Genomic DNA, 13,503 nt, shown 5'->3' on the forward strand with positions numbered 1-13,503 from the left:
ATAATTTTAACGAAAGATCAGGATTAATATCCGGATAAGCTATACAGGTTTGGAACCGGGAGTGCCCGGCAGGCTGTTTTTCTTTTTAAACAGGTTAACCCTTGATTCTTTTCCCTTAAGCAGGCGCTCAATGTTTTTTTGATGGGTAACTAATATCAATAAGCAGATACACATCCCAAAAATTACCACCAGGTTATTGGTGTACTTATTAAAAAAAAACGTAACGCCAATTAAATAGGCAAACCCGGCTGTAATTGAACTGAGCGATACATATTTGGTAAGTAAAAGCACAATGATAAATATGGTTACGCAAAACAGGGCAGCATGTAAATTAACTGCCAAAACCATTCCGAATAAGGTAGCTACCCCTTTACCGCCCCTGAAACCTGCAAACACCGGGAACAAATGCCCCATAACGGCAGCTATACCCAAAGCAAGCTGGTAGCTGATATAATTTGAATGCGGCCCACCGGTAGTGGATGCGCCGATAAAGAAAGCCAGGTTAGTAGCCGTCCACCCTTTTAAAATGTCTAAAAGCATTACGGGGATCCCGGCTTTTTTACCCAGCACCCTAAAGGTATTGGTTGCCCCGGCATTACCGCTGCCATACTCCCTTACATCAACACCATAAAAAGCTTGCCCTATCCAAACAGCAGTTGGGATAGATCCGCATAAATAGGCCAGAATAAGCGCTGAAATAGAATAGACAGTTATCATCTCACCGCAATATTAATAAATTGAAAGCTTAATAATACCTTTATCATTATTTAAATTAGAGATAAAAGTTAGTGCATGGCCATAGCTTTAAAAAAGATGCCAAGCCTTATTTTTACTAACTCTTAATGTAATTTTAAAAATTCATCAAATTTTTAACCCCTGCAAATAGCTGTAACTTAAACTGCTTTTAAGCTCAGATCTAAACTTTTAACAGAATGTGTTAATGCACCAACAGAGATATAATCAACCCCGCACTCGGCATACTGGCGAATGTTGTCAATCGTTATACCGCCCGATGCTTCTGTAATATATCTGCCGCCAATAATATTTACCGCTTCGCGCAGGTTATCGTAATTAAAGTTATCCAGCAATATACGATTTATACCGCCTGTTTGCAAAACCTGTTCCAGTTCATCAAGGTTTCTTACTTCAATCTCAATTGCCAGCTTTTTGTTTTGCTTAATGATATATTGTTGCGCTTTTTCTATTGCTTCCCTGATGCCGCCGCTATAATCAACATGATTATCCTTTATCAGTATCATATCATACAACCCAAAACGATGGTTTACACCACCGCCAATGCGTACGGCCCATTTCTCCAGGTAGCGCATGCCCGGTGTGGTTTTGCGGGTATCTAAAACCTGTGTGTTGGTGCCCTGTAAAAGGTCAACAATTTCTTTTGTTTTGGTGGCTATGCCGCTCATGCGCTGCATACAGTTAAGTACCAGGCGCTCGGCAGTTAAAATGCTTCGTGCATCGCCCTCAACCTCAAAGGCAATATCGCCCGGTTTTACTTTGGCACCGTCATTTATATATGTGCTTACCTTCAGGTTAGCATCAACTATACGGAAGATCTCCAGCGATAGTTCAACACCTGCCAAAATACCTGTATCCTTAACTAAAAGCTTTGCCTTGCCGGTAGTACCCGCAGTAATGGTTGCTAATGAGGTATGATCGCCATCGCCAACATCCTCTTTAAGGGAATTTATAATAAACTGATCAATGAGTTCTTTGTCCAAACCTTTGCTTTTTTATAAGCTCAAAAGTAATAACAATTTGGATATTGTTTATACGGGATGCTTAGTTAAGTCGGTCACACATCCGTTACCGGCAGGTAGCTTACTTAACTTTCTCGGTTTCTATCCGCAACTCTATCAATGTAAAGTTGCCGTCGGCTTGCTTTAAGGTATAGGAAATACGGAATGCGCCTTTATCAGTATTGAGTACCAGTACACCAAAAAGATAGTTTGGGTTTGAGTTTACCCGGTGCAGCATTTTAATAGATCGGGGCTTGTTCTGCAAAAAAAACTTGTCTAATATTTGCTCAGTTTGCGCTTTTGAATAAACATTCTCTTCATCCTGCATGGTAAAATCAACAGTTGCAGCAAATGTTTTTGAAAGCTCGCGGGTATTTCCCTGCCGTATTAATTCCGCAATTTTATCTATAGCATCTGCAACAGGGTTTGCAGGAACCATATAAAGTAAAATAAACAATGGCAGGTATAAAAGCTTCATCGTAATTATCAGACAGTAATAAGAAAGGATAGTTGCACTAATGTAGTAAAGTTTACCGGCTTGTATTAAAATTACCGGAATTAGAAGGTGAAACTATGCAGTGAAATGTTTACCAGCATTCGGCTGCTTACCTAATCAACTTAATCAACAATAAATTTATACATATTACAACGTTGCCTTTATATTTGCATTGTGGAAAAACAAAAAAAAGTTGCATTAATTATCCTTGACGGCTGGGGTTACGGCCGAAATGATGCGTCGAACGCTATTGTTGCGGCCCATACGCCGTTTTTTGATTCGTTAATAGCCAATTACCCCCACTCAAAGCTGGAAGCATCAGGCACTGCCGTTGGCTTGCCTGCCGGGCAAATGGGTAACTCCGAAGTTGGCCACATGAATTTAGGTGCAGGCCGTGTTGTTTACCAGGAATTGGGCCGCATTCACAAAGCGGTTGATGATAATGAACTACCCGGTAACCCTGTTTTAAAAGAGGCATTTGAATATGCTAAACAAAATAATAAAAAAGTACACTTGATAGGTTTAGTATCTGATGGTGGTGTACACTCACATATAAGGCACGTAAAAGGTTTATGCGATGCCGCCGCTGTTTATGATTTAGACAAAGTATTTATCCATGCTTTTTTAGATGGCCGTGATACCGACCCTAAATCGGGCTTTAATTTTATTACTGATCTGGAAGATCATATCAAGTATTCGCCTGTAAAAATAGCGTCGTTAATAGGCCGGTATTATGCGATGGACAGGGATAACCGTTGGGAACGTGTTAAGTTAGCTTATGACCTGATGGTTAATGGCGAAGGTACACCTACTCAAAATATAACACAGTCAATCAAAGAATCATATTTAAAAGATATTACCGACGAGTTTATACAGCCAATTGTAAATGTTGATGCGGCCGGTAAACCCTTAGCTGTTATTGAAAGCGGCGATGTGGTTATCTGCTTTAATTTCAGGACTGACCGTGGACGCGAGATCACCATCGCGTTAACTCAAAAGGCATTTCCTGAATATAATATGCACCCGCTCGATCTGAAATATATTACCATGACCCCTTATGATGAAACCTTTAAAAATGTAAAGGTGGTATTTGATAAGGACGATTTAACCCAAACCCTGGGCGAGATATTACAGGATGCAGGTAAGAACCAGATCCGCATTGCCGAAACAGAAAAATACCCGCATGTAACCTTCTTCTTTTCGGGCGGGCGCGAAAAAGAATTTATCAACGAGAAACGTTTATTGGTGCCATCGCCCAAAGTGGCAACCTATGATCTGCAGCCCGAAATGAGTGCCGAAGGTATCCGCGATGCGATCATCCCTGAGCTTCATAGCGGCTGGGCCGATTTTATTGTGCTCAACTTTGCCAATACCGATATGGTTGGCCATACAGGTGTGTTCAGTGCCGTTATAAAAGCTGCGGAAACTGCCGATAGCTGCACCAAAGCAGTAGTTGAAGCCGGTATAGCCAGTGGCTACTCGTTTATTATTATTGCCGACCATGGTAATGCTGATTATATGGTGAACGAAGACGGATCACCAAACACTGCACATACCACTAACTTAGTACCTTGTATTGTGATTGACAGCGATGTTAAAACCGTAAAAGATGGTAAGTTAGGTGATATAGCACCAACGGTATTAAGCATATTAGGCGTTCAGATTCCTGAAAAAATGAGCGGTAATGTATTGGTGTAAATCACATACGTTACCTGTAATAACTTTATTGGTTGGTATATTTTTACTGACCGGATTTTCATCCTGCAAACCGGACCTGAAAGAAACAGGTCCGGATGCAAAGTATTTTGACCTTAAAGGCTATTTTAAGGCTGATACGGCAAGGCTTAACAAGCTCAACCCGTTCGTACTTAAATCCATTGCCCATAATGGTGTTATCGAAAGCAAAAAGGTTAAAATTGCTGATTGGGGTAAAGAGCTTGATCTCTTTATCGGGTCGGACATAAATAAGCCAGCCTGGAAAAACAGTTACGATGTAACAGATAACGACGAGTTTTTGATCTATAAGAGAAAAGACCCCAGCCTTAAAATGTATAAAATGGTTATCCGCAGGGATAAGCAAAAGGTTAGGTGGATACTGATTGAGAATTATACTAAGAACAGCCTTTACGAAACCACCGAAAAACTAAGCTATTTCCCTGATTCGTTATACCTGATTGAAAAAACGCAGAAGGTAAGATTTTTGGGTATTAACAGGTACCGGATACAGGGAGCAATAGTTCATTAAGATTGATCAGGAAAAGGATATTATCCGGTTAGTGGTGACCTGTGGCCTCATCTAATTTTTGTCTGGATAGATCGATCAGTGAGGATATATCCATCCTGCCCGGGTTATCAGCCAAAACCCTTTCTAAATCGGCAATAGAAGCCTTGAGCGAATTTATGCCCCTAACCTTGTCATAAGCATGCCCGTTTGATTGCAGCTTAAAAACGCCGTATTCCCTGTAAGCAATGCCCCGGGTTTGCAGGTATTTGTTTTTCTTATCGTTAGGATCAATGGAGATGGCTTTGGTTAAATCAAATATGGCCCCGTAAAGGTATTTCTCCTTATCCGCAGCCGACATCTGGTTATCTTTACCCAAATAGCTTTTTGCCCTTGCCCTGTAATAATAGGCATTGGCATCAACCGGGTTTATGGCAATTTCCTTATTGTAAGCGGTTATTGATTTTTTGTAGTTTTCGCTATGATAGTAGGAGTAGCCCAGCAACCATAAGGCATTGGCGTTGGTTGAGTCAACAAGGCAGGCTTTTTCAAGCTGTGCTGCTGCAACTTTAAAATCACCGTCCATAAGTGCCTGCTGCCCCAGCTTCACGTATGCGTTTTGCGCAGAAGTGTTTTCAAGCGAAGAAATTATCAGGAAAGAAATTATTACCGAAATCTTCATCTGGGGGTTAAGGGTTCATCAAAACAAGTATACAATAAACTTATATTGTTAGAAATTATTATGCCAATCGTAATATTTTTGTTGAAATATATCAACCTTATCAAATCTGGAATGCGATGTTATGACTTTTTTTCATCTTTATCAATAATTTTTAATTATTTGACTTAATCAGGCATTGTATTGTAATGTGCATGTAGTCAGTGTGTTACAAGTTGCGAGGAATAGTTGGTGAATATTACCCTATATTGGCACATGTCTTGAAACATAGTATTAGCACGGGTATAAACACCATTTAAACTGTGTAAGCTATACCTGTATTTTTACAGGCTGACAATATGACGTTTTTTATTAAACATAAAAGGTAGTTGATGAGTTTTGATCCATTTGATTTTAAAAGTGCTTTACCCGTAATAAACGAAGATTCTGAATTTTTCCCGCTCATGTCATCTGAGGATGAGGAGGAAATGAATAACGAAGCTTTACCCGAGATACTGTCTATATTACCATTGCGTAATACAGTGCTGTTTCCGGGGGTTGTAATTCCTATAACTGTTGGCAGGGATAAATCTATAAAGCTGATCAGGGATGCCAATAAGGGCAACCGCATGATCGGGGTAGTTTCTCAACAGGATGTGGGGATTGAAGACCCATCATTTTCCCAGTTAAACAAAGTTGGCACTATTGCGCTCATCGTAAAGATGCTGCAAATGCCCGATGGTAATACCACGGTAATACTGCAAGGCAAAAAGCGCTTTATTTTAAACGAGGAAGTACAGAGTACGCCATACATAAAGGCTACCATAAGCCCGTTTAAAGAAATAAAACACAAAAACGATAAGGAATTTAAAGCCATGGTATCGTCCATTAAGGATATGGCCATGAGTATTATACAGTTATCGCCAAATATTCCGAGCGAAGCAGGTATCGCTATCCGTAACATTGAAAGCACTTCATTTCTGATCAATTTTATTTCATCAAACATGAATGCCGATATGCTGGCCAAACAGCGTTTGCTTGAAGAGGCCAACCTGCGCAACCGGGCTAACTTAGTGCTTGAGCACTTAACGTTAGATCTGCAGATGCTGGAGCTTAAAAATCAGATTCAAAGTAAAGTACGGGTAGATCTGGATAAGCAGCAGCGTGATTATTTTTTAAACCAGCAATTAAAAACAATCCAGGAAGAATTGGGTGGTAGCTCACCCGATTTAGAAATAGATAGCCTTAAACTGCGGGCTACCAAAAAGAAATGGGCAAAAGAAGTTAAGGATCATTTTAACAAGGAGCTTGAAAAACTGGCCCGTACCAACCCTGCCGCGGCAGACTATTCGGTACAGATCAATTACCTGGAGCTTTTGCTTGATTTGCCCTGGAATGAGTTCACTAAGGATAACTTCGATTTAAAACGTGCCCAAAAGGTTTTGGATAAAGACCATTTTGGCCTTGATAAAGTAAAACAACGCATAATTGAATACCTGGCTGTGCTTAAATTAAAGCACGATATGAAAGCCCCTATACTATGTTTAGTTGGCCCTCCGGGAGTTGGTAAAACATCATTAGGTAAATCAATAGCAAAGGCATTGGGCCGTAAATATGTACGGATGGCTTTGGGCGGTATCCGCGATGAGGCCGAGATAAGAGGACACCGTAAAACCTATATCGGTGCAATGCCGGGCCGTATCATCCAGTCGGTTAAAAAGGCTGGTGCAGCAAACCCGGTATTTATACTGGACGAGATTGATAAAGTAGGTAACGATTTCAGGGGCGACCCGTCTTCGGCGTTATTAGAGGTGCTTGACCCTGAACAGAACAGTACTTTTTATGATCATTATGTGGAGATGGATTTTGACCTGTCGAACGTGATGTTCATCGCGACAGCAAACTCATTGAGCAATATTCAGCCAGCCTTGCTTGACCGTATGGAAATTATAGAGGTTAACGGTTATACCATTGAAGAAAAGGTAGAGATAGCTAAACAGCATTTGGTTCCTAAGCAGCGTGAGGCCCATGGTTTAAAACCAAAGGATGTAGTTGTAAAACCCGAAATTATTGAAAAGGTAGTTGTTGATTATACGCGTGAGTCGGGCGTGCGTGCACTGGAGAAAAAAATAGGTTCACTGATACGTGGCGTGGCAAAAAATATAGCCATGGAAGAGCCTTATAATCCTACCGTTAACAAAGCCGACGTTGAAAAAATATTAGGCGCACCTATATATGATAAAGACTTGTATGAGGGTAATGAGGTTGCCGGTGTAGTTACTGGTTTAGCCTGGACATCAGTAGGCGGGGATATTTTGTTTATTGAGGCCAGTTTAAGCCCCGGTAAAGGACGATTGACCCTTACAGGCAGCCTGGGCGATGTGATGAAAGAATCTGTTACCATAGCCTTAGCTTACCTGCGTGCCCATGCATCATATTTTAATATTGACCCCAAGTTATTTGACCAATGGGATATACATGTACACGTACCGGCAGGCGCTACACCAAAAGATGGTCCTTCGGCAGGTGTTACCATGTTAACTGCGCTTACATCGGCATTTACTCAGCGTAAAATTAAACCGCATTTAGCAATGACCGGCGAGATTACCCTGCGTGGCCGTGTTTTACCGGTTGGCGGCATCAAAGAAAAAATACTGGCAGCCCGCCGGGCCAACATAAAAGAGATAATTTTATGTGCATCAAATAAAAAGGACATCCTTGAAATTAAGGAAGATTATATAAAGGACCTTAAATTTAATTATGTTACCACCATGCGCGAAGTAATTGACCTTGCGCTTTTAAATGAAACGGTTGCTGATGCACTTGATCTTACTGTTAAAGAGGATGTAAAGCATCCGGCAGCATAATATTTTATATCGGGTAATTAATTAGCACGGGCAATTTAAATGGGCAGTTTGCATATAAAGCAGGCTGCCCATTTTGCTTTACGTGCCATAATTAGCTTTAAGAATTAGCTTGGCTGAAACTTTTTAACACTTGTAAGCGTATTACGCACTATCATAATTATAAAATAATTATGGTATTACTTAACAAATCCAAAATCTCTAACAAGTGAAGAAAACTTTTACCTTAAAAGCTATTTTTTTATTAGTCCTTATTACATCGCACTTTTGTTCTAAAGCTCAAAACCTGGAAGAAAACCCAATTAAAAGGGATTCAACCATCACCGAGATTAAAAAACCACAGTCTGTATTTCTTGAAGTAGGCGGTGCGGGCCTTGCCCTTACCGTAAATTACGATACCCGTTTTAAAACCACCCGCGATAAATGGGGGTACAGGGCAGGTATAGGTTATTACAATACAGGTGCAAACTCTGTATTCTCTATCCCGCTACAAGTAAATTACTTGTATGGTATAGGAAAACCGGGAGGCAGCAGCTTTGCCGAATTTGGTGCAGGTACCACCTTTGTTTATTCAAAGGGCAGCACAAACGGTACGTATTTCCAGTTTGATAATATTACCGGGTTTATAGGTACCGCTACTATAGGCTACCGCTACCAGCAGGATAACGGTGGGATAAATTTCCGGATAGCTTTTGTGCCAGTAATATATGATGAGGGATTACTGTATGAAGGCGGTGTAAGCATTGGTTATACCTTTTAATCAATTTTACAGATAAAATATATTTAAAAGCCCCGTATTAGCGGGGCTTTTGTTATTTTCGACTTTTTCAAAACCTGATGAGAATTAAACTATTAACTTTCCTGGTCTGTATGCTTTGTGCTGCAGCTGCTTTTGCACAGTCGCACAGCAATGAAATTGGTATCCAAACAGATAACGACTCTTACCTGCTACAGGGATCGGACAGGTATTATACCGACGGCATCTTCTTTTATTTCCGCCATGCTTTAAAGGTTAAAAGTGGCGATAGCACCAAACTGGCCAATAAAGTATTAGGTTTTGAGCTGGGCCAAAAAATATACAATCCGCAAAGCGGCAGCGTACTTGTGGATGGAGCAGACCAGCCATCCTTGGTTGACAGGCCTTTTGCAGGTTACCTTTACGTGGGCTCAACATTAAACCTGTTATATAAAAACGAAAGCAACTTAAAGTTAAGTGCACAAATAGGTATAGTAGGCCCTGGTGCAAAAGGTATGCAGATACAGGATTTTGTGCACGATAATTTCGGTTTTTACCATCCAAGCGGCTGGGAATACCAGATCCATAACGAGGCGCAACTTAACCTGGCTGCCGAGTACAATAAGCTGCTGGCCCGCAATTCATGGATCGATGTATCTTTAGCCAGTTACGTTGATTTGGGTAATGGCTTTACCGGTGCTGGTGTTGGCCCTTTGGCTAGGCTGGGTTCATTTAACCAGTTATTTAACTCGGTAACTACACAAAGTACTGCCATTAAAAATCAAAGTGTGGCACCATTGCATGCGCACGAAATTTTCTTTTACTATAAACCCCTGTTTAATTATGTAGCCTATGATGCAACCATACAGGGTGGTTTATTTGATAAGCATACCAGCACCAACAGCCTTGAAATAACGCAGGATAAAGAACCTTTTATATTTAGCCAGCAATTTGGCTTAGCATTTACTACCAACCGCTTTGTATTTGATATAGCTGCTATTTTCCACACAAAGGATGATAAGGAGATGGTTCAATCGCACCAATGGGGATCAGTAACCGGCTTGTACAGGTTTAAATAGAAATCTGTTTAATCGTCAAAGTTCTTTTTCCGGCTATCTTTTTTAGCTGATGTTTGCCGCTTTTTTTCAAGGCGAGCCGCTTTAGCTGCTTTGCTTACTTTAGCGGCCTTGCGCACTTTGGGTACATGCAGGGCTTTGGTTAACAATACGCTTAACCTTTCAATGGCTTTCTCTTTGTTTAAGTACTGGCTGCGTTCTTCATCACAAATTACCTGTACCAGACCATCCTTATTAAAACGGTTTTGTAATTTATCGTTTAACAGTAGTTTTTCCTCATCAGTAAATAAAGCCGAATTATCTACCGAAAAAAGCAGTTCAACCTTGCTCGATACCTTGTTAACATTCTGGCCGCCCTTGCCACCGCTTCTGGATGCTTTGTAGGTTGTTTCTTTTTGCAGATCAGCCTTCGTAAAATTCATGGCCAAACATACTCATTTTGTTGCTGTGGTTAATATCGCTAACTGGGCAATTGATGATAAACAGATCAATAGCAGTAAATTACCCAATCCAAAATTGGGCTGATCAATAACCACAAATTTTAGTATTTTAGCTGTCCATGAGTAACCACATCATAGTTGCCATTGATGGCTATTCTTCGTGCGGTAAAAGCACATTAGCTAAGGCCTTAGCCAAAAAACTTCATTTTATATATGTTGATAGTGGTGCAATGTACCGTGCGGTTGCGCTTTATTTTTTGCGGAATAATATCGATCTGAAAGATCATGAGCAGATAATGGACGCGTTGAAGAACATCCACCTCAATTTTCATTCGCGCGATTATGAAACCCATATTACTTTAAACGATGAAGAGGTATCTGACGAGATAAGGCTGATGCCCGTATCAGAAACCGTTAGTGCGGTATCTGCGATACGCGAGGTACGCAAGGAGATGGTGAAGCAGCAACAGCGTATGGGCCGCTCAAAAAGTATTGTAATGGATGGCCGTGATATTGGTACAGCTGTTTTTCCGGATGCCCCGGTTAAAATATTTATGACTGCCGACCCTAAAATCCGGGCAGAGAGGCGTTACAAGGAGCTTTTACCTAAAAACCCGGATATAACCTTAGAAGAAGTTTTTGAGAACATAGCCCACCGTGATTTTCAGGACACCACCCGTACCGAAAGCCCCCTGGTAAGGGCCGAAGATGCTATTATATTAGATAATACCAACCTTACCCCCGAGCAGCAATTACAATTTGCTTTAAGCAAGGTTGAACCGCTGCTGTAAACTATACGCCATCAAACTTTACGGCGCTTACACCAAAGCGGTTTAAAAAATCAACACCTTCATCGCTCACCAGACCTTTGTAAGCAGCGTATGATTTATCGTAATAAACCTGCTTAACCCCCGCCGAAAATATAAGACGCGCGCAGGGCAGGCATGGCGACAGGGTTGTGTAAAGCGTAGCACCTTCTAAATTAGCCCCATTCTTCACGGCGTATAATATGGCATTCTCCTCGGCATGCAAGGCTAACGAGCAGCTTCCTTTTGAGTCGCGCGCGCAGCCGCTTGCCGGCCATTCCTCGTCGCAGTTATGCGTGCCTGCTGGCGGGCCGTTATAACCTATAGAGATAATACGTGTATCCTTAGCCAAAACAGCGCCTACCTGGGCTTTAACGCAGTGTGAGCGCTTAGCCAGATCGGTAGCCAGGTTCATAAAAATATGGTTGAAGCTTAATTTAGTCATTTATTTGGTCATTGGGCAATAGTAATTGATCAGTTGTCATTGTTACCTGTGTTTTTAATGACTGATATTAATCAATGCCTGTTACTTTAAAAAGTATAAAAATATTGTTTTTGAATGATAAAAAGCCCCTGAAGAAAAGCTTAATGCATTTGTGTAATGCTTTGTGCTTTTCTTCAGGGGCTTAGTTTATTTTAGGTAAGCCTTTAATCTATCAGGATTAATGGCCTCCGCTTTTTTCAACCTGTACGTGGTCAATATTGATGCCTTGTTTTATCAGTTCAGATCTTACCTTCCAGGCAAAGAAAACGATATATGCAAAACCGATAACTGGAACAATATAGGATTGGTGTATACCAATGGTATCAGCAAGTAAGCCTTGTACCGGTGGGATGATTGAACCACCTAAGATCATCATAATTAAAAATGCAGAACCTTGTCCGGTATATTTTCCTAACCCTGTAATAGCTAATGAGAAAATAGATGGCCACATAATAGAGCAGCATAAGCCGCCGCTAATAAATGAGAATACTGCTAACATTCCGGTTGAAAATAAACCAACCAGCATAAACAATACGCCAAGGACACCCAAAGTTACCAATGTGCGAACCGGCTTTTGCTGGCCGATAAAAAATGCACCTATCAATATTACTATGCTTACACCATAAATATATAGTGTGCTTACGTCCGCAACTGTTGAGCGGTTTACCATCAAAACAATTCCAAATGCTATAAAAGGAACTACAACTGTCAGTATATTTTTAACCATTTTTGAAAGGTTAAAAGCACCGATAGCTCCAGTAAATCTTCCGATCATTAAACTTCCCCAATAAAGTGATATGAATGGGGCTATTTCTGAGTCCTTGAAATTTCCAAACAATCGTAATTTAAGCAAAGCGCCCATGTTACTTTGTATAGTAACTTCAGTACCCACATAGCAGAAAATGGCAATCATTCCTAATATTAATTGCGGGTACTGCATTGCGCCCCAGCCGGCTTTGTTTTTTTGTGCAGCGAATAAAGAAGATATAAGCGTTAAAATAATAATAAGCAATGCTGAATACACCAAATAAGGTTTTGCTATTCCTGTTAACTTAACCAATGGGTCAATAGCAAGAATTATACAAAAGGCAACAAACATTACAATTAATGGGGTACCTGGTCTGCTTGTTGATTCTACTTTTTCATCACTGCTAACTATAGGTAATTTTGAAAGCCAGAAAAACAGTGCAACAGCAAGTAATAATCCGGCAAAAATGTAATAAAGGTTATCAATAGATGATATTTTAACATCAGCCGCAGCAACATGGCTGTTTGCCGATCCAAATAATAAAATGCTTATAACCGCAGGGCCTAATAAACCGCCAATGTTGTTGATACTACCTGCAAAGTTTAAGCGGTTTGAACCTGTTTCTGGCGGGCCTAATGCCACTACAAATGGGTTTGCTGCAGTTTGCTGTAATGAAAATCCTATAGTGATTACAAATATTGCAGCTAAAACCAAGCCGTATGATCCTGTACCAACTGCAGGGATCATTAGAAGCGCGCCTGCTGCTGATATCACCAATCCTATTATAATACCATTTTTATATCCCATTTTATTCAGGATATCAGTTTTGGTAAGTTGTGATGCAAAATAAAGTATCAGTGAACCAATGAAATAACCTCCGTAAAAAGTAAAGTCAATCAATTGTGATTCAAATTGTGTTAAATGGAAGTGTGTTTTGCAAAAAGGTATAAAAATACCATTTGAGGCTGCTAAAAAGCCCCAGAAAAAGAATACGGTAATGATAGTGTATAACGCGGTGCCATAACTTTTTGAATTTTTTTGTTCCATTGTTTAATTAGGTTTTATACCAAGGATGTAATTGAAGCACTAAACATAACTATTTTTTGCAATTTTGCGATAATTTTAAATTAATAAATCACAATTTTAAGTTTGGTTGTTTACCATATAAAATTGCATATTCGTCCTTCATTTCAGGATTTAGAAGGGAATTAAGCCTAAAA

At 40.3% G+C, this 13,503-nt stretch carries 13 protein-coding genes; 6 read left to right on the forward strand and 7 right to left on the reverse strand.

Features of this window, described 5'->3' with window-relative positions:
• Nucleotides 1-39: 39 nt before the first annotated feature.
• From plsY to ACQY4U_RS14955, 3 genes are all read right to left on the reverse strand, one after another.
• Entirely contained in the window at nucleotides 40-717 is a 678-nt protein-coding gene (plsY, locus tag ACQY4U_RS14945; protein WP_428330244.1) for a glycerol-3-phosphate 1-O-acyltransferase PlsY, read from the reverse strand.
• 176 nt (nucleotides 718-893) lie between these two features.
• On the reverse strand, nucleotides 894-1,736 hold the full coding sequence (gene nadC / locus ACQY4U_RS14950) for a carboxylating nicotinate-nucleotide diphosphorylase (protein WP_428330245.1): 843 nt from the start codon (nucleotides 1,734-1,736) through the stop codon (nucleotides 894-896).
• Nucleotides 1,737-1,836: 100 nt separating this feature from the next.
• Complete coding sequence (locus tag ACQY4U_RS14955; protein WP_428330246.1) at nucleotides 1,837-2,232, reverse strand: DUF4783 domain-containing protein; 396 nt, start codon at nucleotides 2,230-2,232, stop codon at nucleotides 1,837-1,839.
• A gap of 192 nt (nucleotides 2,233-2,424) precedes the next feature.
• Between ACQY4U_RS14955 and gpmI the strand changes: the two genes are divergently transcribed.
• Nucleotides 2,425-3,948: a 2,3-bisphosphoglycerate-independent phosphoglycerate mutase gene (gene gpmI / locus ACQY4U_RS14960; protein WP_428330247.1), complete on the forward strand. Its 1,524-nt coding sequence runs from the start codon at nucleotides 2,425-2,427 to the stop codon at nucleotides 3,946-3,948.
• Nucleotides 3,935-4,495 carry a hypothetical protein gene (locus tag ACQY4U_RS14965; protein ID WP_428330248.1) on the forward strand — a complete coding sequence of 187 codons (561 nt, stop codon included), beginning with the start codon at nucleotides 3,935-3,937 and terminating at the stop codon, nucleotides 4,493-4,495. Before gpmI ends, ACQY4U_RS14965 begins: the two co-directional genes overlap by 14 nt.
• A gap of 28 nt (nucleotides 4,496-4,523) precedes the next feature.
• Here the strand turns inward: ACQY4U_RS14965 and ACQY4U_RS14970 are convergent, their stop codons facing one another.
• A complete protein-coding gene (locus ACQY4U_RS14970) occupies nucleotides 4,524-5,153 on the reverse strand; it encodes a tetratricopeptide repeat protein (protein WP_428330249.1) in 630 nt (209 codons plus the stop codon).
• Between the two features lie 368 nt (nucleotides 5,154-5,521).
• On the opposite strand from ACQY4U_RS14970, the gene lon reads away from it, so the two are divergent.
• The 3 genes from lon (at nucleotide 5,522) to ACQY4U_RS14985 (ending at nucleotide 9,808) form a co-directional block, all read left to right on the forward strand.
• Nucleotides 5,522-7,996, forward strand: coding sequence for an endopeptidase La (gene lon / locus ACQY4U_RS14975; protein ID WP_428330250.1), 2,475 nt, complete (start codon nucleotides 5,522-5,524; stop codon nucleotides 7,994-7,996).
• Nucleotides 7,997-8,201: 205 nt separating this feature from the next.
• Nucleotides 8,202-8,753, forward strand: a complete 552-nt coding sequence (locus ACQY4U_RS14980; RefSeq protein ID WP_428330251.1) for a hypothetical protein — start codon at nucleotides 8,202-8,204, stop codon at nucleotides 8,751-8,753.
• Between the two features lie 77 nt (nucleotides 8,754-8,830).
• The gene (locus tag ACQY4U_RS14985; RefSeq protein WP_428330252.1) at nucleotides 8,831-9,808 is read left to right on the forward strand and encodes a lipid A deacylase LpxR family protein; all 978 of its coding nucleotides are present in this window, start codon (nucleotides 8,831-8,833) and stop codon (nucleotides 9,806-9,808) included.
• A gap of 8 nt (nucleotides 9,809-9,816) precedes the next feature.
• On the opposite strand, the gene arfB is transcribed toward ACQY4U_RS14985, so the two are convergent.
• Complete coding sequence (arfB, locus tag ACQY4U_RS14990) at nucleotides 9,817-10,227, reverse strand: alternative ribosome rescue aminoacyl-tRNA hydrolase ArfB (RefSeq protein WP_428330253.1); 411 nt, start codon at nucleotides 10,225-10,227, stop codon at nucleotides 9,817-9,819.
• A 137-nt stretch (nucleotides 10,228-10,364) separates the two neighbouring features.
• On the opposite strand from arfB, the gene cmk reads away from it, so the two are divergent.
• The gene (gene cmk / locus ACQY4U_RS14995) at nucleotides 10,365-11,036 is read left to right on the forward strand and encodes a (d)CMP kinase (protein WP_428330254.1); all 672 of its coding nucleotides are present in this window, start codon (nucleotides 10,365-10,367) and stop codon (nucleotides 11,034-11,036) included.
• A gap of 1 nt (nucleotide 11,037) precedes the next feature.
• Here cmk and ACQY4U_RS15000 read toward each other — a convergent pair whose 3' ends face one another.
• Together ACQY4U_RS15000 and ACQY4U_RS15005 are read right to left on the reverse strand one after the other, a co-directional pair.
• Nucleotides 11,038-11,496 (reverse strand): deoxycytidylate deaminase, encoded by a 459-nt coding sequence (locus ACQY4U_RS15000; protein WP_428330255.1) that lies wholly within the window; start codon nucleotides 11,494-11,496, stop codon nucleotides 11,038-11,040.
• A 217-nt stretch (nucleotides 11,497-11,713) separates the two neighbouring features.
• On the reverse strand, nucleotides 11,714-13,330 hold the full coding sequence (locus ACQY4U_RS15005; protein ID WP_428330256.1) for an MFS transporter: 1,617 nt from the start codon (nucleotides 13,328-13,330) through the stop codon (nucleotides 11,714-11,716).
• Nucleotides 13,331-13,503 lie beyond the last annotated feature (173 nt).

The organism is Mucilaginibacter sp., from assembly GCF_965277465.1.
Classification (GTDB): domain Bacteria; phylum Bacteroidota; class Bacteroidia; order Sphingobacteriales; family Sphingobacteriaceae; genus Mucilaginibacter.

Bases quoted from the DNA above. Each gene is read 5' to 3' on its own strand.
- plsY (WP_428330244.1), bottom strand. From the start codon at position 717: ATGATAACTGTCTATTCTATTTCAGCGCTTATTCTGGCCTATTTATGC.
- ACQY4U_RS15005 (WP_428330256.1), bottom strand. From the start codon at position 13,330: ATGGAACAAAAAAATTCAAAAAGTTATGGCACCGCGTTATACACTATC.
- arfB (WP_428330253.1), bottom strand. From the start codon at position 10,227: ATGAATTTTACGAAGGCTGATCTGCAAAAAGAAACAACCTACAAAGCA.
- ACQY4U_RS14965 (WP_428330248.1), top strand. From the start codon at position 3,935: ATGTATTGGTGTAAATCACATACGTTACCTGTAATAACTTTATTGGTT.
- ACQY4U_RS15000 (WP_428330255.1), bottom strand. From the start codon at position 11,496: ATGACTAAATTAAGCTTCAACCATATTTTTATGAACCTGGCTACCGAT.
- lon (WP_428330250.1), top strand. From the start codon at position 5,522: ATGAGTTTTGATCCATTTGATTTTAAAAGTGCTTTACCCGTAATAAAC.
- cmk (WP_428330254.1), top strand. From the start codon at position 10,365: ATGAGTAACCACATCATAGTTGCCATTGATGGCTATTCTTCGTGCGGT.
- ACQY4U_RS14955 (WP_428330246.1), bottom strand. From the start codon at position 2,232: ATGAAGCTTTTATACCTGCCATTGTTTATTTTACTTTATATGGTTCCT.
- ACQY4U_RS14970 (WP_428330249.1), bottom strand. From the start codon at position 5,153: ATGAAGATTTCGGTAATAATTTCTTTCCTGATAATTTCTTCGCTTGAA.
- ACQY4U_RS14985 (WP_428330252.1), top strand. From the start codon at position 8,831: ATGAGAATTAAACTATTAACTTTCCTGGTCTGTATGCTTTGTGCTGCA.